At 72.4% G+C, this 26,304-nt stretch carries 26 protein-coding genes; 11 read left to right on the top strand and 15 right to left on the bottom strand.

What is annotated here, in order from left to right:
- Positions 1 to 28: 28 nt before the first annotated feature.
- Positions 29 to 3,508 (top strand): TM0106 family RecB-like putative nuclease, encoded by a 3,480-nt coding sequence (locus tag ACQXVK_RS13750; RefSeq protein ID WP_430853903.1) that lies wholly within the window; start codon positions 29 to 31, stop codon positions 3,506 to 3,508.
- Here ACQXVK_RS13750 and ACQXVK_RS13745 read toward each other — a convergent pair.
- From ACQXVK_RS13745 to ACQXVK_RS13730, 4 genes are all read right to left on the bottom strand, one after another.
- Positions 3,505 to 3,948, bottom strand: a complete 444-nt coding sequence (locus tag ACQXVK_RS13745) for an SseB family protein (RefSeq protein ID WP_430853902.1) — start codon at positions 3,946 to 3,948, stop codon at positions 3,505 to 3,507. The two genes, ACQXVK_RS13750 and ACQXVK_RS13745, sit on opposite strands and share 4 nt — an antisense overlap.
- 199 nt (positions 3,949 to 4,147) lie before the next feature.
- The gene (locus ACQXVK_RS13740; RefSeq protein ID WP_430853901.1) at positions 4,148 to 4,816 is read right to left on the bottom strand and encodes a GOLPH3/VPS74 family protein; all 669 of its coding nucleotides are present in this window, start codon (positions 4,814 to 4,816) and stop codon (positions 4,148 to 4,150) included.
- A 92-nt stretch (positions 4,817 to 4,908) separates the two neighbouring features.
- Positions 4,909 to 5,712: an SDR family oxidoreductase gene (locus ACQXVK_RS13735; RefSeq protein WP_022906679.1), complete on the bottom strand. Its 804-nt coding sequence runs from the start codon at positions 5,710 to 5,712 to the stop codon at positions 4,909 to 4,911.
- A 122-nt stretch (positions 5,713 to 5,834) separates the two neighbouring features.
- Entirely contained in the window at positions 5,835 to 6,734 is a 900-nt protein-coding gene (locus tag ACQXVK_RS13730; protein ID WP_430853900.1) for an HNH endonuclease family protein, read from the bottom strand.
- A 66-nt stretch (positions 6,735 to 6,800) separates the two neighbouring features.
- On the opposite strand from ACQXVK_RS13730, the gene ACQXVK_RS13725 reads away from it, so the two are divergent.
- Together ACQXVK_RS13725 and ACQXVK_RS13720 are read left to right on the top strand one after the other, a co-directional pair.
- The gene (locus ACQXVK_RS13725) at positions 6,801 to 7,346 is read left to right on the top strand and encodes a cysteine hydrolase family protein (protein WP_430853899.1); all 546 of its coding nucleotides are present in this window, start codon (positions 6,801 to 6,803) and stop codon (positions 7,344 to 7,346) included.
- 32 nt (positions 7,347 to 7,378) lie between these two features.
- The gene (locus ACQXVK_RS13720) at positions 7,379 to 8,158 is read left to right on the top strand and encodes an aldo/keto reductase (RefSeq protein ID WP_430853898.1); all 780 of its coding nucleotides are present in this window, start codon (positions 7,379 to 7,381) and stop codon (positions 8,156 to 8,158) included.
- 614 nt (positions 8,159 to 8,772) lie between these two features.
- Here the strand turns inward: ACQXVK_RS13720 and ACQXVK_RS13715 are convergent.
- The gene (locus ACQXVK_RS13715) at positions 8,773 to 12,219 is read right to left on the bottom strand and encodes an SNF2-related protein (RefSeq protein WP_430853897.1); all 3,447 of its coding nucleotides are present in this window, start codon (positions 12,217 to 12,219) and stop codon (positions 8,773 to 8,775) included.
- Positions 12,220 to 12,263: 44 nt separating this feature from the next.
- On the bottom strand, positions 12,264 to 12,956 hold the full coding sequence (locus tag ACQXVK_RS13710) for a hypothetical protein (RefSeq protein ID WP_430853896.1): 693 nt from the start codon (positions 12,954 to 12,956) through the stop codon (positions 12,264 to 12,266).
- A gap of 109 nt (positions 12,957 to 13,065) precedes the next feature.
- Here ACQXVK_RS13710 and ACQXVK_RS13705 point away from each other — a divergent pair, with 109 nt between their 5' ends.
- On the top strand, positions 13,066 to 13,371 hold the full coding sequence (locus ACQXVK_RS13705) for a hypothetical protein (protein ID WP_022906674.1): 306 nt from the start codon (positions 13,066 to 13,068) through the stop codon (positions 13,369 to 13,371).
- Between the two features lie 107 nt (positions 13,372 to 13,478).
- Entirely contained in the window at positions 13,479 to 13,928 is a 450-nt protein-coding gene (locus ACQXVK_RS13700) for a BLUF domain-containing protein (RefSeq protein ID WP_416396291.1), read from the top strand.
- A 90-nt stretch (positions 13,929 to 14,018) separates the two neighbouring features.
- On the opposite strand, the gene ACQXVK_RS13695 is transcribed toward ACQXVK_RS13700, so the two are convergent.
- Positions 14,019 to 15,446, bottom strand: a complete 1,428-nt coding sequence (locus tag ACQXVK_RS13695) for an amino acid permease (RefSeq protein ID WP_022905858.1) — start codon at positions 15,444 to 15,446, stop codon at positions 14,019 to 14,021.
- Positions 15,447 to 15,866: 420 nt separating this feature from the next.
- Between ACQXVK_RS13695 and ACQXVK_RS13690 the strand changes: the two genes are divergently transcribed.
- The gene (locus ACQXVK_RS13690) at positions 15,867 to 16,274 is read left to right on the top strand and encodes a DUF427 domain-containing protein (protein ID WP_430853895.1); all 408 of its coding nucleotides are present in this window, start codon (positions 15,867 to 15,869) and stop codon (positions 16,272 to 16,274) included.
- 82 nt (positions 16,275 to 16,356) lie between these two features.
- Here ACQXVK_RS13690 and ACQXVK_RS13685 read toward each other — a convergent pair whose 3' ends face one another.
- On the bottom strand, positions 16,357 to 16,692 hold the full coding sequence (locus tag ACQXVK_RS13685; RefSeq protein WP_022905859.1) for a hypothetical protein: 336 nt from the start codon (positions 16,690 to 16,692) through the stop codon (positions 16,357 to 16,359).
- Between the two features lie 113 nt (positions 16,693 to 16,805).
- Here ACQXVK_RS13685 and ACQXVK_RS13680 point away from each other — a divergent pair, with 113 nt between their 5' ends.
- The 3 genes from ACQXVK_RS13680 (at position 16,806) to ACQXVK_RS13670 (ending at position 18,178) form a co-directional block, all read left to right on the top strand.
- Positions 16,806 to 17,183: a DoxX family protein gene (locus ACQXVK_RS13680; RefSeq protein WP_430853894.1), complete on the top strand. Its 378-nt coding sequence runs from the start codon at positions 16,806 to 16,808 to the stop codon at positions 17,181 to 17,183.
- A 2-nt stretch (positions 17,184 to 17,185) separates the two neighbouring features.
- Complete coding sequence (locus ACQXVK_RS13675) at positions 17,186 to 17,605, top strand: DUF6264 family protein (protein ID WP_022905861.1); 420 nt, start codon at positions 17,186 to 17,188, stop codon at positions 17,603 to 17,605.
- Positions 17,606 to 17,698: 93 nt separating this feature from the next.
- Positions 17,699 to 18,178, top strand: a complete 480-nt coding sequence (locus ACQXVK_RS13670; RefSeq protein ID WP_031261472.1) for a hypothetical protein — start codon at positions 17,699 to 17,701, stop codon at positions 18,176 to 18,178.
- An 8-nt stretch (positions 18,179 to 18,186) separates the two neighbouring features.
- On the opposite strand, the gene ACQXVK_RS13665 is transcribed toward ACQXVK_RS13670, so the two are convergent.
- Both ACQXVK_RS13665 and ACQXVK_RS13660 read right to left on the bottom strand, forming a co-directional pair.
- Entirely contained in the window at positions 18,187 to 18,807 is a 621-nt protein-coding gene (locus ACQXVK_RS13665) for a hypothetical protein (protein ID WP_430853893.1), read from the bottom strand.
- Positions 18,808 to 18,919: 112 nt separating this feature from the next.
- The gene (locus tag ACQXVK_RS13660) at positions 18,920 to 20,395 is read right to left on the bottom strand and encodes an APC family permease (RefSeq protein WP_430853892.1); all 1,476 of its coding nucleotides are present in this window, start codon (positions 20,393 to 20,395) and stop codon (positions 18,920 to 18,922) included.
- A gap of 132 nt (positions 20,396 to 20,527) precedes the next feature.
- Between ACQXVK_RS13660 and ACQXVK_RS13655 the strand changes: the two genes are divergently transcribed.
- On the top strand, positions 20,528 to 20,953 hold the full coding sequence (locus tag ACQXVK_RS13655; protein WP_430853891.1) for a DUF6892 domain-containing protein: 426 nt from the start codon (positions 20,528 to 20,530) through the stop codon (positions 20,951 to 20,953).
- A gap of 79 nt (positions 20,954 to 21,032) precedes the next feature.
- Here the strand turns inward: ACQXVK_RS13655 and ACQXVK_RS13650 are convergent, their stop codons facing one another.
- Genes ACQXVK_RS13650 through ACQXVK_RS13640 form a run of 3 tightly spaced genes read right to left on the bottom strand, consistent with a single transcriptional unit; the run spans position 21,033 to position 23,695 of the window.
- A complete protein-coding gene (locus tag ACQXVK_RS13650) occupies positions 21,033 to 21,650 on the bottom strand; it encodes a uracil-DNA glycosylase (RefSeq protein WP_430853890.1) in 618 nt (205 codons plus the stop codon).
- Positions 21,647 to 22,849: a glycosyltransferase gene (locus ACQXVK_RS13645; RefSeq protein ID WP_402261931.1), complete on the bottom strand. Its 1,203-nt coding sequence runs from the start codon at positions 22,847 to 22,849 to the stop codon at positions 21,647 to 21,649. Before ACQXVK_RS13645 ends, ACQXVK_RS13650 begins: the two co-directional genes overlap by 4 nt.
- A 9-nt stretch (positions 22,850 to 22,858) precedes the next feature.
- Entirely contained in the window at positions 22,859 to 23,695 is an 837-nt protein-coding gene (locus tag ACQXVK_RS13640; protein WP_430853889.1) for a DUF429 domain-containing protein, read from the bottom strand.
- 201 nt (positions 23,696 to 23,896) lie between these two features.
- On the opposite strand from ACQXVK_RS13640, the gene ligD reads away from it, so the two are divergent.
- Entirely contained in the window at positions 23,897 to 24,916 is a 1,020-nt protein-coding gene (gene ligD, locus ACQXVK_RS13635) for a non-homologous end-joining DNA ligase (protein WP_430853888.1), read from the top strand.
- A gap of 30 nt (positions 24,917 to 24,946) precedes the next feature.
- Here ligD and ACQXVK_RS13630 read toward each other — a convergent pair whose 3' ends face one another.
- Both ACQXVK_RS13630 and ACQXVK_RS13625 read right to left on the bottom strand, forming a co-directional pair.
- Positions 24,947 to 25,090 carry a hypothetical protein gene (locus ACQXVK_RS13630; RefSeq protein WP_402261939.1) on the bottom strand — a complete coding sequence of 48 codons (144 nt, stop codon included), beginning with the start codon at positions 25,088 to 25,090 and terminating at the stop codon, positions 24,947 to 24,949.
- Positions 25,091 to 25,172: 82 nt separating this feature from the next.
- On the bottom strand, positions 25,173 to 26,222 hold the full coding sequence (locus ACQXVK_RS13625; RefSeq protein WP_430853887.1) for an ATP-dependent DNA ligase: 1,050 nt from the start codon (positions 26,220 to 26,222) through the stop codon (positions 25,173 to 25,175).
- Between the last annotated feature and the right edge of the window lie 82 nt (positions 26,223 to 26,304).

The following is a 26,304-nucleotide window of genomic DNA, read 5'->3' as shown; positions in this document are numbered from 1 at the left end:
CAGGGCACCGACGAGACGGGGGAGACGCATGCAGATCGGCGGCGACGGGCAGGTCCTGCTCAGCCCGAGCGACCTCTCGACCTGGGCGGCGTGCGAGTGGGCGTTCCTCCGACGCCTGGACGCCAAGCTCGGCCGGGGCGAACCGCTGCCCGAGGTCCACGACGACATGCTCGAGCGGACCGCACGGCTCGGCGACCAGCACGAGCTCGACTACCTCGAGATCCTCAAGGGCTTGCACCAGGTCGTCGAGTTCGACCGTCCGGCACCGGCCGACTACGCCCGCGCCGCAGACGAGGCGCTCGCAGCGATGCGCGACGGCGCGGACGTCCTCTACCAACCGACGTTCCACCGCCCCGCGGCGCCGGACGCTCCCGGCTTCATCGGGTTCGCGGACTTCATCATCCGCAACGACCGCGGCGCGTACGAGGTGTACGACACCAAGCTCGCCCGCCACGCCAAGATCAGCGCGCTGCTGCAGCTCGCCGCCTACGCCGAGCAGATGCAGGCGCACGGCATCCCCACGGGCGAGCAGGTGCACCTCGTGCTGGGCGACCGGACGACGACCACGCACGACCTCGACGACATCGCCCCGGTGTACCGGACGCAGCGCGCCGAACTCCAGCGGGTGATCGCCGAGCGGATGGCGGCGGACGACGAACTCGCCTGGGGCGACCCGCGATACGCCAGCTGCGGCCGCTGCCCGATCTGCACGACCCAGGTCACGGACCACCGCGACCTCGTGCTCGTCGCCGGCATGCGCCTCGACCAGCGGACGAAGCTCATCCGGGCCGGGGTGCGGACCATCGACGAGCTGGCGGACCGCACCGCGGCCGTCCCGGCCATGTCGCGCGGAACGCAGGCCAGGCTGGTGCGTCAGGCGCGCCTCCAGGTCGAGTCCGAGACGAGCGGTGGCCGCGCGCCGGTCTTCGACCTGGCGGACCCGCGCGCCCTCGACGCGATCCCGGAGCCCGACGCGGGCGACGTCTTCTTCGACTTCGAGGGCGACCCGCTCCACACCGAGGACGGCGTGCACTGGGGACTCGACTACCTCTTCGGGCTGGTCGACCCCGAGGCCCGCTTCACGGCGTTCTGGGCGCACACGATCCGCGACGAGCGGCAGGCGCTCGTGGACTTCCTGGCGTTCGTCGAAGCCCGACGCGAACAGCACCCGGGCATGCACATCTACCACTACGCGGCGTACGAGCGGACCCACCTGCTCTCGCTCGCGGCGCGTCACGGTGTGGGGGAGGACGCCGTCGACGACCTGCTCCGGGCCGGTGTCCTCGTCGACCTCTACCCGATCGTCCGCAAGGCACTCGTCGTCGGCAGCCGCAGCTACTCGATCAAGAAGCTCGAGCCGCTGTACATGGGTTCCGACCTGCGCCTGAGCGACGTCACGAACGCGGCCGACAGCATCACCGCCTACGTCGACGCGATCGAGGAGCTCCGGAACGGCGACCCAGCCGCCGGGCAGCACATGCTCGACGAGGTCGCCGACTACAACGCCTACGACTGCCGCTCGACCCTGCGCCTGCGCGACTGGTTGCTGTCGCTGCGGGCTGCGTCCCCGGCGCCGGAGGTCGACGACGCGGTCGAGCTGTTGCCGCCGATCCCGGTCGACCGCGAGCCGAACCCGGTGTACACGGCGCTCGCCGCCACGCTCGACGGGGTCGACGCCCTCGACCGCACGCCCGACCAGACGGCGCTGGCGCTCGCCGCGGCCGCGATCGACTACCACCGCCGCGAGGCGAAGACCTTCTGGCAGGACCACTTCGACCGCCTCCGCAACCCGGTGGACGACTGGGCGGACACCCGTGATGTCCTCGTCGTCGAGCGGGCATCGGTCGAGCGGGACTGGGGCACGCTGCCGCGTGCCCGCTCGCAGTCACGTGAGCTCCGGTTGTCGGGGACACTCGCGCCCGGCTCGCGGCTCCGGCCTGGAGGCACGCCCCACCTCGTCTACGACGACCCACTCCCGCCGTCGATCACCGCTCCGGCACCGGGATCGAAGGGCGCGTCGGCTCGCGCGGTCGTGCTGGACGCCTTCGACAACGGCGAGGCGTTCGAGGTGATCGTGAAGGAGAGCCTGCCGGTGGGAGGGGGCGAGCCGCACCACGACTTCCCGGTCGCCCTCGCGCCGGCGGCTCCGCCGCGGGCGAAGCCGCAGCCCGAGGCGATCGCGGAGTGGGGCCAGCAGGTCCTCGATGCGTTGCCGGCGATGCTGCCGGACCCCGCGTTCGACCTGCTCCGGCGGGTCCCGCCGCGGGGTCCGATCGTGCCCGTGCAGGGCGACGACACGGTGTCCGCGGTGGTGGCGACGCTGCTCGGCCTCGACCGGTCGTACCTGGCGATCCAGGGGCCTCCCGGGACGGGCAAGACCTACGTCGGCTCGAACGTCGTGGCCCGGCTCGTCCGCGAACACGGCTGGCGCGTCGGGGTCGTCGGCCAGTCGCACGCGACGAGCGAGAACTTCCTCGACTCGGTCGTGCGCGCCGGCGTCGCACCCGACCGCGTCGTGAAGGTCCCGAAGTCCGGCGCCTCGGACGACGACGTCGAGTCGGCCGAGTGGACCCCCGTGAAGAACGGCGCCGCGATCGCCGCGTTCCTGTCGTCGTGCGCCGAGACGGGCACGGGCGGTGTCGTCGGCGGCACCGCGTGGACCTTCGCGAACGAGTCGACGGTCGCCCGTGGCTCCCTCGACCTGCTCGTGGTGGACGAGGCCGGGCAGTTCTCGCTCGCGCCGACGATCGCCTCGTCGGTGGCGGCGACCCGGCTGCTCCTCCTCGGCGACCCGCAGCAGCTCCCGCAGGTGTCGCAGGGTTCACACCCCGAACCGGTCGACGAGTCGGCGCTCGGGTGGCTCGCGGACGGTCAGCACGTGTTGCCGGACGCGTTCGGGTACTTCCTGGCGCGGACACGGCGGATGGAACCCGCCCTGACCGCCTCGGTCTCCGCCCTGTCCTACGACGGGCAGCTCGCGTCGATGGTCTCCGGCCGACACCTCGCGGGCATCGACGCCGGCGTCCACCCGGTGCCGATCACGCACGTCGGCAACACGACGTCCTCGGTGGAGGAGGCCGCCCGCGTCGTCGAGCTGGCCCGGGACGTCGTCGGACGTCGGTGGGTCGACGGTGACACCGAACGGGTGCTCACGGACGAGGACGTCATCGTCGTCGCGCCCTACAACGCGCAGGGCGCGGTCATCCGCGAGGCCCTCGACCGCGCAGGACTCCGGGGGACGCAGGTCGGCACGGTGGACCTGTTCCAAGGCCGGGAGGCCGTCGTGTCGATCGTGTCGCTCGCGGCGTCGAGCGCAGCGGACATCCCACGAGGGCTCGACTTCCTGCTCATGCCGAACCGGTTGAACGTGGCGTTGTCCCGGGCGAAGTGGGCGGCGTACCTCGTCTACTCGCCGGCGCTGGCGACGGGCCTGCCACCCTCGATCTCGGGGCTGTCGCTGCTCTCCCGCTTCATCGAGCTCGTCGAGCCCGCTCCGAGCGGCCGCTAGGCGCCGGGGTCGCTCCGGTCGGGGTCCTCGTCGGTCGACGGGACGCCGCTGCGCATCTGCGCGCGCATGGTCGCCAGGACGTCCGCGTGCAGGAAGTTGGCGTCCGCGGCGCTCGTCGGGTCGACCACGATGCCGAACTCCTCCGGCAGGGCCGTCACGAGCTCGGACATCGGGATCGGCCGTCCCTCGGTGTCAGGTAGGCCGGCGGCGAGTTCGGCCGGGTCGGTGAACACCGGGACGAACGGCTTGTCCCGGATGACCACGTGCGCGACGCTCCCACCGTCCGGAGTCCCCTCGGGCCGCCACGGCACCCATGCGGCGCTGCGCAGGAAGCCTGCGGGCGAGGTCGCCATCCGCCGGCGGAGTTCGGCGGCCGCGGTCGGCGGGGCGTTGTCGACGCCGCGACCGAAGGCCGATCCCGAGTGGTCGTTGGTGCTCATGCGGTGCTCTCCTGACGGTCGACGACCATGCTGTCACGTCCGACCGGCTCGTCCGGACGGCGTGCGGCAGGCGCGGACTGGACGGGAGGGGCGATCGTGCGGGGCTGTTGACCGTTCTGGTTCGCGGAAGCCGGGGATCGCGAACCAGGACGGTCACGAAGCCGGAACGAAACCACTCCGCCGGACGCAGCCGTCGGCCTCAGCTCGACGAGATCGCCGCCGTCGTGGCCGCGGTACTCGCCATCAGGGCGGCCGTGATCGCCGCCGCCTGGATGTCCTCGAGCACGGCCTTCACGGCGGGGCTGGCCCAGCTGCCCGAGGTGATCTCCTGCACCCGGGCCCGGTCGACCGTGCCGAACTGCTTGCGGAGCGTGTTGGTCGCGTCGAGCTGGCCGATCACCGCCGCGGCGAACGGCGTGGGTTCGGCGCGTCCGGCCAGGACGTCTTCGATGGTCGCGCGGAGCAGTGCCTCGGGTCCGCCGTCCCGCTCGGGGTACTTCGTCGTGGGGAAGATGCCGAGGGCTTTCCCCTGTTCGAGCGTGATCACGCCGCGGGCGATCAGCCCGGCGAACACGTCGTCCCGCAGCGGTCGCTTGGCGATGCGGGTGACCCACCACTTCGCCGGGCGGGGCTTGTCGGCGGCCGCGATGGTGCCGACCACGCCGTCGAGGACCGGGTCGCCGGTGGCCGCACCGTTGACGACCCGGACGAGACCGTCCCGCAGCGAGACGACCCGGCGCAGGGCGAGGTCTGCGAGGACGGCTCCGGCGAGCCCGTTGTCGAGCGTCTGGACGTCCGTCGACCAGCGCCCGTCGGCCTCGACCTGGAGCAGCGCGAACGCCTGCGGCACGGAGAGTTGCTCAGCCATGTCCGCAGCCTGCCACGCGTGGCGGGGGTGCGCCGCGCCTCCAGGCCGATGCCCAGCGCACGCCGAGGCGGGCGCGCGCGGGGCCGTGTGACTCAGTACGCGGCGGACTGGCCGCCGTCGATCGGCACGACCGTGGCGTTGACGTACGAGGCGTCGTCGGAGAGGAGGAACGCGACGACCGCGGCGATCTCGGGAGCCTCGCCGTAGCGCTTCGAGGGGTTGACCTGGATGAACTCCTCGGCGGCCTTGCGCGGGTTCTCCGGGTCGAGCTGCTTCATCGAGTTCTCGACCATCGGCGTCCAGATGGCACCGGGGGCGATGGCGTTGATGCGGATGCCGTGGCGGCCGTACTCGACGGCCGAGTTGCGGGTGAGGCCGACGACGCCGTGCTTCGCCGCGGCGTAGCCGGACTGGTTGCCGATGCCGCGGATGCCGCCGACGCTCGCGGTGTTGACGACCATGCCGGAACCCTGCTCGCGCATGACCTTGAGGACCTTCTCGAGGCCGAGGAACACGCCACGCAGGTTGATCGAGACGACCTTGTCGAACTCGGCGGCGGTGAACGACTCGGTGGGGTTCTGCTTACCCTCGATGCCGGCGTTGTTGAAGAACCCGTCGATGCGGCCGAAGCGCTCGGTGGTGGCGGTGACGTACGCCTCGACCTGTGCCTCGTCCGAGACGTCGGCGACGGTGGTGAGGACCTCGGCGTCGGGCGTCGCCTCGAGGACGGCCGCCGTGGTGGCTTCGAGGCCCTCGGCGGAGACGTCGACGAGCGAGAGCGACGCGCCCTCGGCGGCGAGGCGGACGGCGGTGGCGCGGCCGAGGCCGGAGCCGCCGCCGGTGATGAGGACGACGCGGTCGGCGAAGCGGGCGGTCGACGTGCTGGTTGCGGTCATGGTGTGGAGGCCTCCTGCGGTCTTCGACGGTGAAGGGCTCGGGGTCCGCGGTGGAGCAGCGAGTCCGAACGATGCGTTCGCATCGACGGAAGATAGGCTACACCTGTTGTCCAGCTGTCCCCTCAGCAGTTCCTGAGGATCCGGGTCATCGCGTCCCGCTCCGCCGGGGTCACCCAGAGTCGGTAGCTCGACTTCACCGACACCTGGTGCTCGACGTAGGTGCAGCGGAACGCCTTGTCCGCCGGCAGCCACGTCGCCGCGTCGCCCGACCGCTTCTGCGAGTTGGAGTGGCCGTCCACCGCGAACAGGTTCTCCGGGTCGTTGGCGAGGGCCTCCCGCTCCTGCTGCGACAACTGCTGGGCGCCGGTCCGCCACGCGTTCTCCAGCGCGACGACGTGGTCGATCTGCACGAGCGTCGAGGTCGTGTTGCCCCGGACGAAGTCGATCCTCGCCCCGGTGTACGGCGACACGAGGGTCCCGGAGAGCACCCGGCACGGACCCTGGCGGCTGATCGCCGTGAGGTCCCGCGCCAGCACGTCGTTGCGGGTGTCGCACCCGTTGTGGTCGACGTCGAGCCATGCCGTGCCGAAGTCGGCGACCCGGTCGTACCCGGTGGCGGGCGCCTTGCCCTTGACGGGCAGCGCCCCGAGCTGCGCCCGCGCGGTGGCCGCGTCCGCGCGGGCCGTGGCCGTGCCGGTCGGCTGCGCTCCGTCCTGCGATTGCGCTCCGTCCTGCGGCTGCGCCGGACTGGAGGCGCGGCTCGTCCCCGTCGCGCCGGGTTCCGCCTCGATGGTGGGCGCGTCGGACGCCGCGGAGGCGGTGGACGGGCCGGGAGCAGCCTCGGCATCGGGTGCCAGGACCCCGGCGGTGTGGAGCGCGTACCCGCCGACGGCGAGTGCGAGGAGGACGAGGACGGACGTGAGACTCGTGCGGGTGCGGCGTCGACGGGACGTCATGCGGGGGTGGGACTCCTGGTGGTGCGGTGGTGCGGGCCGGACGGCCTCGTCGATGATGGCGGACACCTCGGACATCGCCCCGGACCCCGGCGGAGGGTCGGCCGCCCGGCCCGCCGGAGTAGCGTCCACGAGGTGGGCACCGCACTCCTCGTCATGGACTACCAGAACAGCATCGTCGAACGACTCGGCACCGACGAGGCCCTGGCGGCGGCGACGGCAGCGGTCTCGGCCGCCCGCGAGCGCGGCATCCCGGTGGTCTTCGTGCGCGTGGCGTTCCGGCCGGGCGCACCCGAGGCCGCGCGCACGAACAAGATGTTCGGCGGGATGCGGGAGCGCATCGGTGCCCAGGCTCCGGGGGCGACCGACGTGCACAGCGCGTTCGGGGTCGGGGACGACGACCTCGTCGTGACGAAGCTCCGCGTCAGTGCCTTCGCCGGGTCGGACCTCGAGGTGCTGCTCCGCGGCCTCGAGGTCCGCGACCTCGTGCTCGCCGGGATCGCCACGAGCGGCGTCGTCCTCTCGACGCTGCGCCAGGCGGCGGACCTCGACTTCGGGCTGACGGTCCTCTCGGACGCATGCACCGACGGCGACGCGGAGGTCCACCGCGTCCTCACCGAGAAGGTCTTCCCGCGGCAGGCCGAGGTCGTCACCGTCGCCGAGTGGACGGCCTCGCTCTGAACCGTTCCGCGGGCACGGCGTAGACACGACGCATGACCGATTACGCGAACCCGTCCGTGTCCGTCACCGGTGGGTCGATGCCGCTCCTCGGCTTCGGCACCTGGCAGATCCCCGACGCTGAGGCGCCCGCCGCCGTCGGCGAAGCCCTGGCCGCCGGCTACCGCCACATCGACACCGCGACCGGCTACCGCAACCAGCGCGGCGTCGGGAGGGCGATCGCCGACTCCGGACTCGCCCGCGACGACGTCTTCGTGACGACGAAGCTGCCGCCGGACAACGCCGACCGCGTGCGGGAGACCATCGAGGAGAGCCTCGACCAGCTCGGCCTCGACCACCTCGACCTCTGGCTCGTGCACTGGCCGCCGAACGGCGAGGCCCGTCCCGACGTGTGGGAACAGGTCGTCCAGGCACAGTCGGACGGCCTCACGAAGGCGGTCGGCGTCAGCAACTACTCGCTCGCCCAGATCGACGAACTCGTCAGCGCCACCGGGGTCACCCCGGCCGTGAACCAGATCAAGTGGAGCCCCGTCGAGTACGACCGCGCCGTGGCCGACGGACTCGCGTCGCGCGGGGTCGTCCTCGAGGGCTACAGCCCCTTCAAGGCGAGCAACCTGCAGGACCCGACGCTCGTCGACATCGCCCGGTCGCACGACGCCGACAGCGCCCAGGTCATCGTCGCCTGGCACGTCGCCCACGGCTTCGTCGTCATCCCGAAGTCGTCGAACCCCGAGCGCATCCGGTCGAACGCTGCCGGCGCCCGGATCGAGTTGTCCTCCGACGAGGTCTCGGCGATCGACGCCCTCGCCCGCTGACCCGTGCTCGCGCGCCTCGCGCGCCGGCTCCCTTACGGGAGGCGCGGTGCGGGCCCGACCCGCGCCTCCCGACCCGCGCGGCGTGGGTTCCGTCGCCTGGTGGCGTCGGCCGGCCGCAGGCCGGGCTCCGCACGGTGCGAGGTTTGTCAGCTGGTGCGCGGCTGCTCGCTCGGTGCGCGCCTACAACGTCGCACCGAACGAGCAAGCCCGCGCGGGTTGAAGGACGCCGCACGGTGCGGCCCCCGGCGCGGTGCTACGCACCGTGCGGGGTTCGCCAGCTGGTGCGCGGCTGCTCGCTCGGTGCGCGCCTACAACGTCGCACCGAGCGGGCAAGCCCGCACGTGTTGACGGAGGCCGCACCGTGCGGCGCCCGCCGCGGTGCTGTGCACGGTGCGAGGCTCGCCAGCCAGTGCGCGGTTGGCGGGTCGCGCGGTGCTGCGCACGGTGCGAGGTTCGCCAGCTGGTGCGCGGCTGCCCGCCTGGTGCGCGCCTGCAACGTCGCACCGAGCGGGCAAGCCCGCACGTGTTGACGGAGGCCGCACCGTGCGGTGCCGCGGCCGCGCACACGCCTCGGCGCCCCGGCCCACGGCCGCGCCCCGCCGCGCGGGCGCGCGTCAGCCCAGCAGCGAGCGGATGTCGTCGGCCGTCAGGTCCTCGGCGAAGAGGGCGTCGTCGTCGATCATCGTGCGGAACAGCTCGGCCTTCTTCGCCGCGAGCGCGAGGACCTTCTCCTCGATGGTGTCCTCGGCGATGAACCGCTGCACGTTCACCGACCGGGTCTGCCCGATGCGGTGCGTCCGGTCCACCGCCTGGTTCTCGGCAGCAGGGTTCCACCACGGATCGAGCACGAACACGGTGTCCGCCTCGGTCAGGGTCAGCCCGAAGCCGCCGGCCTTGAGCGAGATGAGGAACGCCGGGGCGGTGCCGTTCCGGAAGCGGTCGATGACCTCGGGGCGCCGCCGGGTCGAGCCGTCGAGGTACTCGTACCCGACACCGCGGTCGTCGAGCGCCGTGGCCACCATCCGGAGGAACGAGGTGAACTGGCTGAACACCAGGGCCCGACGCCCCTCGGCCGCGAGCTGTTCGAGTTCGTCGAGCAGCAGGTCGAGCTTCGCCGAGGGTACGGCCCCGGACGAGTCCGACGAGTCCGACGACACCAGCGCCGGCGACAACGCCAGCATCCGCAGCAGCGTCAGCGACCGGAAGACGATCATCCGGTTCTTCGCGAGGTCGTCGATGAGGTCGAGGACCTTCAGCCGCTCCCGGTTCAGGGTGCGCTCGTACAGGGCCCGGTGCGCGGGGTCGAGCGTCACCCGGACGACCTGCTCCTGCTTCGGTGGCAGGTCGGCGGCGACGCTCTCCTTCGTCCGCCGGAGCATCAGCGGCCGGATCCGTCGCCGGAGCCGCTCGGTGAGCTCCCGTCGGGCCGCACCGCGCAGGTCGGGGGAGCCGAGCGGCTTCACGTAGTCGTCCCCGAACCGGGACCACGACGACAGCAGCCCCGGCGCGACGATGTGGAACAGGGCCCAGAGGTCGGTCAGCCCGTTCTCGAGCGGCGTCCCCGTGATCGCGAACTTCACCGGCGCCCGCAGGTCCACCGCTGCCCGGTGCGTCTGGGACTGCGGGTTCTTCACGAACTGCGCCTCGTCGAGCACGAGGGCCGCCCACGGCAGGTCGGTGTACGCCGGGGCGTCGAGCCGGAGGAGCGCGTACGACGTGACGACGACGTCGGACTCGGCGGCGGTGCGCGCGACGAGCGACGGGTCCTTGAGCGAGGTCGACTCGATCGTGGTGACCCGCAGCGACGGTGTGAACCGGGCCGCCTCGACCGCCCAGTTGCCGACGACGGAGGTCGGCGCCACGACGAGGAACGGCGGCGCGCCGGGGTCCGTGCGGGCGGCCGCGATCATCGTCAGCACCTGCAGCGTCTTGCCGAGGCCCATGTCGTCGGCCAGCACCCCGCCGACGCCGTGCTCCAGCAGGAACGACAGCCACGCGTACCCGGCGTGCTGGTAGGGACGGAGTTCGGCGTGCACGGTGTCGGGCACCGGGACGGCTGCGGGCGGCGTGGCACCGAGCAGCCCGGACGCGATCGCCTGCCACCGTTCGTCGTGCGAGGTCTCGTCGGCGAGCTGGTCGAACTCCGACCACAGTCCGGCCTGGAGCGGGGTGACCGTCATCGGCTGGTCGGGTTCCCACTCGTCGGCGTCGCGGGCCTCGTCGATGAGTTCCTTGAGCCGGTCGAACGCCGGGTCCGCCAACGACAGGTAGGAGTTGTCGATGAGCTTCAACCGCCGGTCCCGCTTCGCGAGCGCCCGGAGCAGCGGCGTGAACGGCACCTGCTTGCCGTTGACCGTCACGAAGATGCCGAGGTCGAACCAGTCGTGCTTGTCCGACGGCATGGTCGTGACGCGGATGTGCGGCCGTCCGCTCAGCCGTTCGTAGTCGACGCGTTCGCCCTGCACGACGGTGCGGACACCGAGCCCCGGCAGCTCCGGCAGCAGCTCGTTCGCGAAGACCGCGACGTCGGCGCCGTCGATCGTGCCGTCCTCGAACCACGCGAGTCCGCCACCGGGTCCGGTCACGACGTGGTCGGCCGAGGGGCCGGGAGGCGCGGCTCGGCCACCGTCGTCGGCCGCGGTCTCCGGGGCGCTTGCGTCCGCGGCGGGGCCGTCGTCGATCGCCGGCCCGACCGTCGCGGCGCTGCCGTCGCCGCCGTCGGCTGCGGCCGTCGGCACCGGGTCGTCGGCGGCGCGCAGCCCGGCGAGGTCGGGGAGCGGGCCGTGCAGGGCGACGGGGTCCTTCCGGCCGTCGACGTGCCAGCGCCACTGCAGGTGCGCGCGGTCGTCCGTCCGCGGTGCCCGGGCCGGTTCGAAGGTCACCGTGAGCACGAGCTCCGGCGGCATCCGTTCCGGGAGCTCGACCGACCCGTCAGCGCTGACGAGGCCGAGTGCTCCGCGCAGCCGGGGCGACCAGTCGGCGAGGAACTCCGGAATCTCGGGCTCCGGCACCGTGATCCGCGAGCCCTCGACGAGCATCCGTCGCTGGTCGTCCGGCACCGGCGCCGGGGTCGGGGCGAATGCGACGTGGAACTCGGGGCTCTCGCGGAAGACGTAGACGCCGTGGTCGCCGATCGTCCGGGCGGTCCCCGGTGCCGCAGGGCGAGCGTCGAGGACCGCGCTCGCGCCGATCACCAACGCGCCGTCGTTCCGGGCGACGTCGAGCAGCACCCGGGCCTCGGCACCGAGCACGGCCCCGCCCTCGCGCTTGCCGGTGACGAACGCGATGCCGAGTCCCGGTGCCTGCGCGAGGAGCGGCCAGAGCAGTGGGCTCGCGAAGTCGTCGAGGTGGATCCAGTCGGCTTCCCCCGGCAGCCCGGCGAGGGCTCCGGCACGGTGGAGCGCGGCGAACTGGACGAACCACGCGTGCTGCTCGGGAGCGAGCCCGAGCCGGTTCATCGAGTAGGGGAGCGTGCCCCACGTCAGCTGCCCGCGCACCCAGTTGCCGGCGTCGCTGCGGGTCACCGGCCGGACGCCGAGTCGCACCGACCGCGAGGCCGTGGGGAGCGCACGACCGGCCGCCCGCGCACGCGAGGCGAGCCGGGCGGAGACCGCGTCACGCAACTCGAACTGCAGCCCCATGGGGGTGCCCTGCGGCTCGGCCACCTGCGCGTCGTCACCGGCGAGGCGGGCGAGGTCGTGCCTCCAGTCCGAGGGCGGCGGAGCCGGCTGTTCCGGCTTCGGGCCGGCCGCCGCGGCGAGGGCTCGGGCGTTGACCGTGAGGAGGGCGGCCGCGACGTGCTTGCAGTCGCCGCCCAGCGGGCAGGTGCAGGTGCTGCGGACCGGGCGGACGAACTCGCCGCGCGCCGGGGTGGTCTCGACGCGGAGTTCGTACGGGTCGTCTGCGGAGCCGGACACGACACCGGTCACGGTGCCGTCGTCGTCGTGCCAGACGACGTCGTCGACGAGGCCCGCACGGACGAGGTCGCGCGCACGGCCGAAGGCCTGCGGCCCGACGAAGCGGATGACGTCGACGGCGTCGATCATCGGAGCGGCTGGCACGGGTCAATCGTGCCAGGTGCCACCGACCTCCGACGCCCGTCGGTTCAGCGGATCGACCAGGTGCTCCCCGCGTTCAGCTGCAGGACGGACGGACCCTTCGACAGAGTGATCCGCTTCGAGAGGTCCTTGCCGGAGCCGTTGTCACTCGCGGGGATGGTCTCGTAGTCGTTGCGGAGCAGCGTCTCGCGGAGCATGCAGGTCGCGACGCGGGTGTTCGTGCAGCGGAACTGTCGGGTGGCCGTCGCGCCCCAGTAGAGCATCACGTCGTCGCCGTGACCGGAGGCGGTCAGGGCCGGCGCGCTGGACACCTGGCTGAACTTCAGCGTCCACTGCCCCTTCGCCTCGACCTCGAGTGCCGCTGGCTTGCGCCACGAGTCGGTGCCGTACGCGACGCGGCCGGTGTACTTGCCGGACAGGCCGATCGGGATCGACCCGGTCGGCCCGCCCTTGCTGTTGAGCTCCTTCACGAAGAAGTCCGCGTCGGAGGAGTTCATGTCCTTCGTCGTCGGGGTGAACGTCGCGAGGATGATCCCGCTCCGGGCGTTCTGCGGGAGCACGATCGTGGCGTTCCGGCTGCCCGACTTCGTGAACGGCGTGAACGTGCCGTACTCATGGTCGTACTGCGCCTTCATCGCGGCGGGCATCCCGGCCGCCTGTGCCGGTGCGACACCGACGAGCGACGACACGACGGCGGCGACGCTGACGACGAGGGCGGCGGCGATGGTGGTGCGGCGCATGGGGCTCCTCGGGATCAGTGGCCGTCCACGATCGTGGCGCGGGCCGTCCTCGGGCGGCAGACCCCGTCCGGGGGCCGCTGGCCCGTCACGGGACCGCGATACTGGACGGGTGACGACACTGCGAGGAGAACTGCGCTCGACCGCGACGACGGAGGCCGAGGGCAGCGGCGAGAACATCGAGGCGGCGCGGACGGCGGCGGTCGAGGCCCTGGACCTGCACGGGTTCGAGCTGCAGCAGGTGAACGCGGTCACGAGCAAGGCGACCGGGGAGACCACCGTGCGTGCGATCGCCCGTTCCCGGGAGACGCGCCCGCACGAGGCGACCGGCCCGAGCTACGAGGCGGCGCTCGAGGCGTTCCGCGCGTCGGTCCCCGAGGGATGGCAGGCGCAGAACATGCGGGAGATCCGGGCGTAGCGGGCGGGTCGCGCCTCTGGCCGGTGCGGGTCGCGTCTCCTGGCCGGTCAGTGTCGATCCCGTTCTGGGGGCGTCGGGCGCGGGGTGATCGGTGCAGGATCGAGAGCATGCTGCAGTCACTCGTCTACATGAGTTCGGCCACGGAGCCGTTCGACGACGACGCGCTCGAGGACGTGCTCGCACACGCCCGGGAGCGCAACACCGCCGACGGCCTCACCGGGCTCCTCGTGCACCGCAACGGTCGGTTCATGCAGTTGCTCGAAGGGCCGTACGACCAGGTGCTCGCGACGTACCAGCGGATCCTCGCGGACGACCGGCACGACGAGGTCCGGCTCCTCGCCGAGGAGTCCATCCACACCCGGCGCTTCCCGGAGTGGTCGATGGCCTACGACCGCGACACCCCGGGCGCTCCGACCCCCGAGGGCTTCAGCGACTTCCTGACCGCGGGGGACCAGAGCGCCGACAGCGGGCGGTCCCGGGAGCTGCTGCGGTGGTTCCGGAACCACCCGATGGCCGACCCGACGGCGGCGAAGGGGAAGCACCGGCGCGAGGCGTAGCGCCGCCCTGCACCGGCCGCGGGGTCGGCGGATCGCTGCGCGTCAGGCGATCGTCTTGCCGGTCATCTAGCCCATCGGCTTGCCGGTCATCTAGCCCATCGGCTTGCCGGTCGTCTCGCCGGTCGCGAGCTTGCTGTGTCGGCGGGAGTAGCCGAAGTACACGCCGAGGCCGATCGCGAACCACACCGCGAAGCGCACCCACGTCTCCCACTGCAGGAACGTGACGAGCCACAGCGACGCGACGACGCCGATGATCGGGATCACCGGCATGAACGGCAGCCGGAACTGTCGGTCGAGGTCGGGCTGGCGGTAACGGAGCACGATCACGGCGGAGCAGACCACGACGAACGCGAGCAGGATGCCGATGTTCGTCAGCTCGGCCACGACGCCGATCGGCAGGACCCCGGCGAGCACCGCGGACGCGATGCCGAGGATCCAGGTCACCCGGGTCGGCACGTGGCGCTTCGGATCGGTCTTCGCGAACCACTTCGGCATCAGGCCGTCCCGGCTCATCGAGAACCAGACGCGGCTCGCGCCGAGCATGAAGGTCACGAGCACGGTGATGATGCCGACGATCGCGCCGATCGCGATGATGTTGGCGACACCGCCGAGCCCCACGGACGCGAACGCCGACGAGAAGCCCGAGGCCGGGTCGATGTCGGTGTACTTCTGCATCCCGGTGAGCACCAGGGTCGCCAGGACGTAGAGCACCATCGCGATGCCGAGGGACAGCAGGATCGCCTTCGGCATGTGCTTGCGGGCGTCGACCGACTCCTCGGCGGCGGTCGACATCGCGTCGTAGCCGAACACCGCGAAGAACACCGTCGCGGCGCCCGTCATCACGCCGCCGAACCCGAACGGGAAGTACGGCGAGTAGTTCGCGCTGTTGATGTGGAACAGGCCGAGCACCACGATGAGTACGACGAGGCCGACCTTGATGCCGACGGCGACGAGCTCGAACCGGGCGGCGCTGCGGATGCCGCGGGTGAGGACGAACGCGGTGAGCAGGCAGAGGATGATCGCGAAGACGTCGATCACGTGGCCGTCGCCGGTCCCCGGGGCGCCGAGCATCCAGGCGGGCAGGTCGACGCCGAACTGGCCCACGAGGAACCCGACGTAGCCCGAGATGCCGATCGCGACCACCGCCACGATCGCGGTGTACTCGAGCAGCAGGTCCCAGCCGATGAACCAGCCGACGATCTCGCCGAGGACCGCGTAGCCGTACGTGTACGCGCTGCCGGCCTTGGGGATGAGGCCCGCGAACTCGGCGTACGACAGGGCCGCGGCGGCGCTCGCGACCCCGGCGACGAGGAAGCTGATGAGGACGGCGGGCCCGGCGACGCCGTTCGCCACGGTGCCGGCGAGGGTGAAGATGCCGGCGCCGATGATGCCGCCGATGCCGATCGCGGTGAGCTGCCAGAGGCCGAGGTGCCGTTTCAGGCCGTCCTCGCCTCCGGTCTCGTCGTCGATCGTGTCGATCGGCTTCCGTCGGAAGAGGGTGCGTGTCGTCGTCGTCACGCGCCCACTCTGCACCCTGGGCGCACTCCGCGTCCGCCCCCGCCACCGGACCGGGTCCGGCCCGGGGAGGCCCCGGCGACGTTTCGCGCTGGGCGACAGCTCACGCGGTCGGTCGCCCGTGAACTGTCGCCCAGCGCGAGAGAACGCGCCCCGCGCGCCCGCGCCCTGCGCCCCGCGCCCTGCGCCCTGCGCTCCGCGCCCCGCGCCCCGCGCGCCCGCGCCCCGCGCCGGCGTGACCGCGCCCCGCGCCAGCGTGACCGCGCGCCGGGGGCGAGCCGGCGTGGCGGGGATGGGCCGCGCCTCCGGGCCTGCGGGCAGGGAACCGGCGTAGACGGGAACCATGCGTCGACCGAACCGTACCGAGCCCGCCCCCGGCCAGGAGTCCGTGTGGGACTACCGAGGCCTCCAGCCGTCGAAGCGGTGCACGACCGTGTGGTGGTGCGGCTCGGTGGCGAGGTGGTCGTGGACACGATCGACGCGGTGCGGGTGCTCGAGACCTCGCACCCGCCGGTGTACTACGTGCCGATGGCCGACCTCGAGCTCCGGCCGGCCGAGGGGTCGAGCATGTGCGAGTTCAAGGGCCGCGCACGGTACTTCGACGTGATCGGCGGGGACGTCGTCGCGCCGCGGGCCGCCTGGAACTACCCGACGCCGGAGCCGGGGTACGAGCAGCTGCGCGACCGGGTGGCGATCTACCCGTCGGCGATGGACTCGTGCGAGGTCGGCGGCGAGGTCGTCCAGGCGCAGGAGGGGGACTTCTACGGGGGCTGGATCACCTCGCGGGTGGTCGGGCCGTTCAAGGGGGCGCCGGGCACGCTCGGGTGGTGAGAGGTCGGCGGCTGGCAGGCGCGGCGGGCGGGCTGCGGCGGTCCGGGCGCGGCGGTGCTGCGGCGGCTGCGGCGGTCGCTGCTCAGCGGTTGGCGTACGGAGTCCAGAACGGTGACGGGAACGCGCCGCCGGTGACGACGACCAGCAGCTGCCACACGAGCATCACGAGCCCGAGCACGCCGAGGACGATCCCGATCCACGACCACACCCGCACCCCGCGCTGGGTCCGTCGCGCGATCGACAGTGCACGCCAGCCGCTCGCGATGGTCACGACACCGAACACGGCGCCGAGCACGGCGTGCCGTCCCATCGAGGCGGCCGGGACGATGAACCCCATGTAGAGCGCCACCGGACCGAGCAGCGCGGCCAGGACGGCGGGAGCCGCGGGCGGCTCGTGGTCGCGGGAGGCTGTTCCCATGCGTCCGAACCTAGCGGGACGCGCGGGGGCTGTCCGACGCGCGGGTGCGCGGCGGTCGTCCGCCGGACACGCGGGTGCGCACCTCGGGTCGCCGGGAGGGGCACGATGGACCCATGCGATCCTTCCTCCGCGTCCTGCTCGGCCTCGCGCTCGTCTTCGCCGGGACGAGCCACCTCACCTTCGCCCGCCAGGACTTCCGCGCCCAGGTGCCCGAGTTCGTCCCGCTCGACGAGGACACCACGGTGCTGGCCTCCGGGATCGCGGAGATCAGCCTCGGCAGCGCGCTGGTGCTCGCACCCCGTCGCGCGCGTCGCCTCGTCGGGAACGTGGCGGCACTGTTCTTCACGGCGATCTTCCCCGGGAACATCTCGCAGTGGCTGAACCGCCGCGACGCCTTCGGCCTCGACACCGACGTCAAGCGCATCGGCCGCCTGTTCGGGCAGCCGCTCCTCATCGCCTGGGCGCTCTGGTCCACGCGCGGGCAGCGGTAGGCATGCAGGCCCCCGTGGTCGCGGATCCGCTCGGCTCCGGCCCGGCGGCGTTCGGACGGGAGGCGCGACACCCCCTGGCAGGCGGCCGTCGCGTCGCGGACGTGGTCGCGACGGTCGTCCTGCTGGTGGTGCTGGCCGCGGAGTCGGTGGTCGCCGGTGGCGGCATCGTGTTCCTGTCGCTCGCGTTCAGTTCGTGCGGCGCTCCGGGCAACTCCTGCGACGAGACGCTCGGCGGTGCGGTGGTCTACGCCGGGCCGGTGCTCGTCGCCCTCGTGCTCGTCGCGGCGCTGGTGGTCTGCGTGCTGCGGCTCGTGCGGCGTCGGCTGTCGTGGCCGTTCGCCCTGGTCGGCATCGCGGCGGTGGTGGCGGTGTTCTTCGGCGCGATGCTGCTCGTGGACAGCGCGATCTCCCACGGCATCTGAGGACGTTCCTCCACAGGCGGCCGCTGAACCGCGGCCGTCCACAGATCGCGACCGGTCGCCCTGCGACGGGGGCGGTCCGGCAACGCTGAGGGCATGCCAGACACCGACATGCTCGACCGCCTCATCCGCACGACCGTCCGCACCGACGACGACGTGGTGGACCTCGTGACCGCCCTCGTCGAACGCCCGATCACCCGCCAGTGCTGGGTCCTCTTCCTCGACGAACACGCCGTCCCGGTGTCGTTCGTGATGCCGATCTCGGACCTGCCGTGGGAACCGGACGAACACGTCGAGGACTTCGCCGCGCTCGTCGGGGACGTCCTCGTCCAGGTCGCCGCGGCCGAGGTCGTGCTCGTGTGGGAGCGACCCGGCGAATCCCGACTCTTCCCGGTCGACTGGGAATGGGTCGACGCGTGTGCGTGCGCGTTCGAGGAGCACCACGTCCGGCTCCGCGCGCAGGTGGCGGTCCACACCGGGGGCATCGCGATCGTGTCCCTCGACGACGTCGAGCCGGTCGATCGTGCCGTGCCCCCGGCACCGGTCGACGACGATCCGCTCCCGCTCGCGTCGTGACGGGGCGGTCAGCCCTGCGGCGCAGTGTCCGGCACGGTCTGCCCGGTGAGGCCCTCGACGACGGCCTTCGCCTCGGGCCAGAACTTCGCGTAGTGGTCGGGGTCCGAGTTGATCTGGACGGCGTGCGCCATCTGGGTCGGCGTCATCGTCTTCCAGCCCGGGGTCTTCACGAGCTTCGTGTAGAACATCGTCGCCGCGGTGTACGGGTCCATCCGCTGCTCGTACGTGCCCCAGGCGCCGTTGTCGCGCTGCTGGAAGAGCCCGCGGCTGTCGGGTCCGGCGGCGTCCCCGTGGTCGAGGTTCACCAGGCTCGATTCCCCGATCGCGGTCATCACGCCGACCGCCTGCGTGTGCGGCCCGATGCCCATGGCCTGGGCGGCGCTGATGACGTACGCGGCGTTGACCAGGCGGTCCTGGCAGAACCCGGCGACGGGTCCGGCGGGGACGACGATGCCGCCGATCGTCCTCGACGCGACGTCCGGGCAGGTCGGCGTGGGGTCCGCGGTGACCGACCGGGCGGCACCGGAGAGCGAGTTCACCGCGATGACGATGACGACCACGACGCCGATACCGATCGCGACGACGCCCGCGCCGAACACCGACGCGAGCGTGATGCCGACGCGGCGCATGGCGGGTCCTCTCGGGCGGGGCGGGTCAGGCGGAGCACGAAGAGGCTACGTGCGCCGCCTGGGAACCGCACCCGCCCGATCGGGGGTGTCGCGGGACCGGTCGGTCGGCGGCTCAGGCGTCTCGGTGGTCCCGGTCGGTGCGCGGCGCCGACTCGTCCGGGCGCTGGACCTTCGTCGGTTCGGTGACCAGCCCGGTGGGAGCCTTCTCGGCGCGCTTCCGCCCGTGGGCGAACCACGTCACGATCCAGAGCAGGATCCCGAGCGCGAGCAGCGCCCCGGCGATCTCGTACTGCTGCGGATCACGCCCGGACGAGAAGGGCAGGACGAGCCACAGGCAGGTGACGACACCGATGATCGGCACGACGACCCCGGCGCGGAAGTGCTTGTGGTCGACCTTGTCGCGGCGGAGCACGAGCACCGACAGGTTCACCACGGCGAACACCGACAGCAGCAGGAGCGAGGTCGTACCGCCGAGCACCACGACGATGGGGGAGTCGGGATCGAGCGACACCCACCCGATCAGCAGCAGCGAGATGAGGGTCGTGAAGACGATCGCGGTGGACGGCGTGCGGCGCGTCGGGGAGACCCGGGCGAGGAAGCCGGGCAGGACGCCCTGCTTGCTCATGCCGTACAGCAGTCGCGACGCCATCATCATGTTGATCAGGGCGGTGTTGGCCACGGCGAACATCGAGATGAACGGCAGCAGGTCGGCGATCGGGAAGTCCGGCGCCGCGGTCTGCACGACGGTGACCAGCGGCGTCTCGTTGCCGGCGAGCTCGCCGATCGGCACGACCGCCACGGCGCAGATCGACACGAGCACGTAGATCACGGCGGTGATGCCGAGGCCGGTGAGCATGACCTTCGGGAAGATCCGAGAGGGGTCCTTCGTCTCCTCGGCCATGTTCACCGAGTCCTCGAAGCCGACCATGGCGAAGAAGGCCAGCGAGGTGGCGGTCGACACGGAGAGCAGGAGTGTCTTGTCCTCCGGCGTCTCGAACATCACCACCCGCGAGAAGTCCGCGTTGCCGCCGGCGATGGCCCAGAACCCGATGAGGATCACCATCACGAGACCGGACAGCTCGACCAGGGTGAGGACGACGTTCGTCTTGACACTCTCGCTCACACCCCGGAAGTTGATGGCCATCACGGCGAGCATGAAGCCCATCGCGATGAGCATCACGACGCCGTTCGGCAGCTCCAGCCCGAACCCGGCACCGAGGTTCGCCGCGAAGGCCCGCGACGCCGTCGATGCCGACGTGATGCCGGAGCACATCACGATGAACGTCACGATGAAGGTGACGAAGTGGATGCCGAACGCCTGGTGGACGTACAGGGCCGCTCCGGCGGTCTGCGGGTACTTCGTGACGAGCTCGAGGTACGAGAACGCCGTCAGCAGGGCCACGGCGAACGCGATGAGGAAGGGCAGCCACGCTGCCCCGCCGACCTCGGCTGCCACCTGACCCGTCAGCGCGTAGACGCCCGTGCCGAGGATGTCCCCGACGATGAACAGCAGCAGGAGTTTGGGACCGATGACCCGCCGGAGCTCGGTCTGCTCCTGCTGCGGGCGCTCTGTGTTGGTTGTGGCCATGCGTCAGCCTGTCCCGTTCCCCGCCATCCTGTCCAGTCTCACAGGCGAATCGGCGCGGATCGCAACACGGATGTGTCACCCCCGACACGAGACGCCGGGCGTGTCCGGGCACCGACGGCTACGCTCCGGGCCATGTACAGCGAGTCGAACACGACCGAGGAGCCCGTGGAGTTCGCGGACTTCAACGCGAAGCTGCTCGTGCTCGACGTGCTCTGCTACGACCTCGACGTCCTCGACCCCTACGACGGCGATGACGACGAGACCGACGAGGACCTCGACGTCGAGGGGCAGGACGACCGTGCCCGCGAGTACTACGACGACCTCGAACTCCTGCCGTCGCAGCTGTCGCTCGTCACGGAGCTGACGGTCGACTCCGACCTCGAGGTACTGCAGGACGTGCACCCGGGGTGGGACGGCTCCGACGACCGCTACGACCCGCAGAACTGGGACGACCTGCTCGACCTGCCCGCGCTCGGCACCGTGTACGCCGCGGCGCCGCTGCCGGCGCACGTCGTCGAGCGGCTCACCGCGAAGGGCGTCGAGGTCCGCTCCGCCTGAGCAGGGCCCCTGCCGCTGCCGCTGCCGCTGCCGCTGCCGCTCCGGCGGTGAGCGGTGAAGTGCGTCCCGCACCGCCCGCTCAGCGGCGAAGCGCCAGCACCTGCTCGGTGAACTGCGCGGCCCCGCCCTGCGCCGGGTGCCGCACCGCCACGGCGTCGATCCCCGCCACCGCCAACGCCCCCTGGGCCTTCCGCCCGACGGCGACGACCCGGACGTCGTCCCGGGCCGGCCCCGCCCGCAGCGCATCGAGCAGCGCGAGCGCGACCGGGGCGCCGTCGCGGACCTCGGCGGGCCGCGGCGTCCGGTTCGTCAGCCGGTCCGGCGCGGCGAACGGGTGGTGCGGGAAGATCGCCCACGTCATCGGCAGCGCCCCGCGCCAGGACGCCAGCGCGGCCTGCACCACGCGCGACGACGCCTCCCACGGGGCGGTCGGCTCGGGCGGCACGAGGTACCCGGCGCCGAGCTCCCGCATGCTCGTGAACGGCACACCGGTGTTCGTCATGCCGCGCCACCCCGGGGCCTCGGCGACGAGCACCGTGTCCGCCTCGGCCCCGACGGTCGTGAGGTACCGCTCGAGGTTCGCGCGCCGCAACCGCCCGGGAGCGGTCCCGACGTCGTACAGCGCCTCGGCGTCGTCCGCGACCGGCACCGCGTCGAGCGCCGCCCAGAACGCGTTGAACCGGTCGTCGGTGGTCACGAGCGTCCCAGCACCCGGCGGTACACGTCCTCGAGCCCGGCGGCGGACCGCTCCCAGCTCAGCCGCTCGGCGTGTTCCCGGCCTGCGGCGGCGAGCGAGGCCGAGTACGACGCGTCGGTCAGGATGCGCTCGGTCTCCGCAGCCCAGACAGCCGGATCGCGGGACTCGAGCACCACCCCGGTCTCGCCGTCCACCACGGCCTCACGGAGTCCACCGGCGGCGGCGGCCACGACCGGCACCCCGGACGCCGAGCCCTCGAGCGCGACGAGACCGTACGTCTCGGAGTGCGACGGCACCAGCACGGCTGCCGCGCCGCGGAACAGGATCGCCAGGTCGGCCCGCGACTGCGGACCGACGAACGTGACGCGGTCGGCGATGCCGAGTCGGGCCGCGAGCCGACGCAGTTCGTCCACGTAGTCGCCCGCTTCGCTCGAGGCGTCGCCGGCGATGACGAGGGTGGGTCGCGCCTCCTGGCTGATGGCGGCGATCGCCTCGATCGCCAGGTCCAGCCCCTTCAACGGCTGCACCCGCGCCGCGGCGACCACGTAGGGGACGTCCGCGCGACGGGCGCCGGCGGCCGACGGTCGGAACACCGATCCGTCCACCCCCGGTGGCACGATCCAGATGTGACCCGACGCGCCGCCGAGGCGCGTCCGGACCGTGTCGGCCTCGGCCGAGGACACGACGACGACCGCGTCCGAGTCCTGCGAGAGCATGCGCTCGCCGGCCATCCGGCCCGCGGACTCCGGCCGCTCGCCCTCCGACAGCGGTGTGTCGCTGTCGGCCGCGATCGAGTGGAAGGACTGCACGTGCGGGATGCCGCGCTCCCGAGCCACGGGCAGCGCCGCCACCCCGGAGAACCAGTGGTGCGAGTGGAGGACGTCGTACGGACCGAGGTGCTCGAGCTCGTGGCGGAACGGCTCGATGAACGCGTCGTGCTCGCCCTTCGGCACCGGTTCGGCGGGCCCCGCCGACAGGAACCGCAGGCAGACACCCGGCACGAGCGAGACCGAGTCCGGCTGCGTCGGCGACGAGCGCCGCGTGATGATGTCGACGTGGTGGCCGCGGTCGGCCAGCGCCTCGGCCTGGTGGCGGACGACGACGTTCATGCCGCCGACCTCTCCGGAGCCGGGTTCGTCGCCGGGGGAGGTGTGCAGCGACACCAGCCCGATGCGCAGGGGTTCGGTGGTGGTGCTCACCGCGCAAGCCTAGCCGCGCGTCGGCCGCTGCGACGGGCGCGCGGGTGCCACCACGACGGGCCGTCGGCCCGCCTCGTCCAGGGCGTCGGACGGGAGGCGCGGATCGCCTCCCAGGATCTGCACCCGCTCGTCGCCGTGCCGCTCCCAGAACGCGGCCGTCCAGGCGCACAGTGCGCCGTCGAGCAGGTCCTCCCGGTGCTTGTGCGTCGGCCCGTGGATCCCGGAGGAGTCCGCCAGTGCCCGGGTCAGTGGATGCGTGTCGAGCCGGAGCGGTGGGTCCAGCGGCGTCTCGCGAAGCCGGCGCACGAGTTCGTCGAACGCCGCCGCCCGCCGAGCCCGGGCCGTCGCCGGCGGGACCGTGAGGTCGAGCCGCTTGTAGCGCGGCCGCTCGACGTCGTAGCCGAGCTCCTCGACGCCGACGAGCGTCGTGTACGGGTAGCACTCGAACATCGCCGGCCCCGTCCGCTCCCGCATCGCCGCCGTCGACGACACGTACCCGACGCCCAGGGCCGTCAGCCGCTCGAGGAGTCGGGCTCCGGCGCTCGCCGCGGATGCGAGGTTCGTCGGGTTCGCCGCGACCTTCCACCGGCCGTAGCGCTGGCCGACCTGCCGTTCGGCCTCGCGGATGCCCGTCGGGTTCGTCACGACGAGCGAGGCGTCCACGGCGATGAGGGATCGCTCGCCGAGGTGTGCGACGATCCAGTCGGTGACGGCGTCGACGCCCCGGGCCCAGCCTGCGTCGGTCACCCGGCCGCCGGCGTCCATCGCGACGAGTCCGGTCTCGTTCGGTGCACGGGTCGCGGTGCCGAGGCCCCACGCCAGGTCGACCCCGAGGTACGCGTTCACCCGTCCATCGTGCACGCCGAGCGGGCGCGACGTGCCGCGCGCGGTCCGCCGAGCGGGCGAAAGATGCCGCTCCCGCGCGTCGAGCGGGACGTATTCTGCCCGCTCGTCGAGGCAGGCGGGCGGGCAGGCGAGGCGGGCGGGCGAGGACGGCAGGGGCGCGGCTGGGGCCGGGCGCGGGCCCGCCCGTGTACGGTCCGCTGCATGGCGAGCGAAGCGACGACGCTGACGGTCCCGGGGCCCGACGGCGACCGGGAGGTCCGGATCAGCAGCCCCTCCCGCGTGCTCTGGCCCCACGCCGGGATCACGAAGCTCGACCTGGCGGAGTACCTCGTCGCCGTCGGTGCCGCGTTCGTCCGGGCGAACGGGGACCGTCCGATCTCGTTGCAGCGGTTCCCGGGCGGCGTCGACGGCGAGCAGTTCTTCTCGAAGAACCCGCCGAAGGGTGCCCCCGACTACGTCCGCGCGGTCACGGTCACCTACCCGAGCGGTCGGCAGCACCCGCAGCTCGTGGTGGACGAGCCGGCCGTCGCGGTCTGGGCGGCGCAGATGAACACGGTGGTCTTCCACCCGTGGGCCTCCCGTGCGGAGGACGCCGACCACCCGGACCAGCTCCGCATCGACCTCGACCCGCAGCCCGGCACCGACTTCCACGACACCGTCCCGATCGCCCACGAGCTGCGGAAGGTGCTCGACGAGGTCGGGCTGACGGCGTGGATCAAGACGAGCGGGAACCGCGGGTTGCACGTCTTCGCGCCGATCCACCCCGAGCACGAGTTCCTCGACGTCCGGCACGCGGTGATCGCCGCGGCGCGCGAGCTCGAGCGCCGGATGCCCGACCGGGTGACGACGGCGTGGTGGAAGGAGGAGCGCGGCGAGCGGGTGTTCGTCGACTTCAACCAGGCGAACCGCGACCGGACGATGGCGGGCGCCTACAGCCCGCGGGCACTGGCGCACGCCGCGGTGTCGACCCCGATCACGTGGGACGAGCTCGACGACGCGGACCCGACGACGTTCACGGTCCGGTCAGTCCCGGATCGCCTGCGGACCACCGGCGACCCGTGGGAGGGCATGCACGACGACCCCGCGAGCATCGCACCGCTCCTGGCGTGGTGGGAACGCGACCTGGCGAACGGCGAGGGCGAGCTGCCGTTCCCGCCGGACTTCCCGAAGATGCCGGGGGAGCCGCCGCGCGTCCAGCCGTCACGCGCGAGGAAGGCCTGACGGACGCGCCAGGAGCTCCTGACGGACGCGTCAGACGGTGGCGCAGTCCTCGGCGCGACCCTCGGGCTCGGCGACCCGGGTGGTGTGCGTGGGGAGCGAGACGCTCGCCGTGTGCAGACGCGTCAGACGGGACCACGTCCCGCGGTGGACGTCGCTGATGCCGTCGATGATCATGTCCCGCTCCCGTCTGCTCGATGCGGATGCGTCCGCATGGATCAAGTTACCTAGTTAGCCTAACTACATCAATGTGTGAGCGTCAATCGGACATGAGGACGGCGTCGAGATCGTAGGCGGCCGGGACCTCGAGCTGGTCGAAGCCGCACGACGCGGCCTCGCGGTCCGGACGCCACCGTTCGAACTGGACCGTGTGCCGGAACCGGTCGCCCTCCATCTGGTCGTACCGGACCTCGAGGACCAGCGACGGCACCAGCCGGACGAACGACGTGTCGCGACCCGACGAGAACCGCGACCGTTCCCCGGCACCGGTGACGGGCCTCCCGTCGTCGTCCCGGAGGACCACCGGGTCGAGCTCGTCGACCAACTCGGCCCGGCGCTTGTCCGAGAAGGCGGAGACGCCGCCCACCTGGCGGAGCTCGCCGTCATCGCCGTACAGCCCGACGAGCAGGGAGCCGACGCCGGTCCCGCTCTTGTGGACCCGGTAGCCGATCGCCACGACGTCCGCGGTCCGGTGGTGCTTCACCTTGAGCATCGTGCGCTTGTTCGGTTCGTACGGCTTCGCGCGGGGCTTCGCGACGACACCGTCGAGCCCGGCGCCCTCGAACGTGGTGAGCCAGTCGCGGGCGAGGTCGACGTCGAGGGTGGTGCGCGTGACGTAGAGCGGGTCGGACATGCCCGTCGCGAGCGCGTCCAGGCGCGAGCGACGCTCGTCGAACGGCAGGTCCAGCAGCTCCTCGCCGTCGACCGCGAGCAGGTCGAACGCGACGAACTGCGCGGGGGTCTCGGCGCTGAGCGTCGCGATGCGTGAGGCCGCGGGGTGGATCCGCTGCGACAGCGCCTCCCAGTCGAGCCGCTCCGCCCCGGCCTCCCCGGAGCGCAGGATCACCTCGCCGTCGAGCACCACCGGGTGCGCGCGGCCGCCGAACTGTGCCCGGAACGCCGCGACGAGCTCCGGGAAGTAGCGGGTGAGCGGCTTCGCACCACGGCTGCCGATCTCGACGTCGTCGCCGTCGATCGTCACGATGCCGCGGAAGCCGTCCCACTTCGGCTCGTAGCGCAGGCCACCACGGACGCTTTCGGGGTCGGGCACGGTGGCGACGGCCTTGGCGAGCATCGGTGCGATCTCCATGCGCCCTGTCTACTCGGGTGGTCGCGTCCGTCCGGCAGGGCCGGTCCGGTGTCCCGTGACCACGGGCCTGGAGGCGCGGCTC

Origin of the sequence: Curtobacterium sp. AB451, from assembly GCF_050585845.1 — a bacterium.
Classification (GTDB): Bacteria; Actinomycetota; Actinomycetes; order Actinomycetales; family Microbacteriaceae; genus Curtobacterium.
Note: the sequence above shows the minus strand (reverse complement) of the source record. Positions and strands in the feature narration are given on the sequence as shown.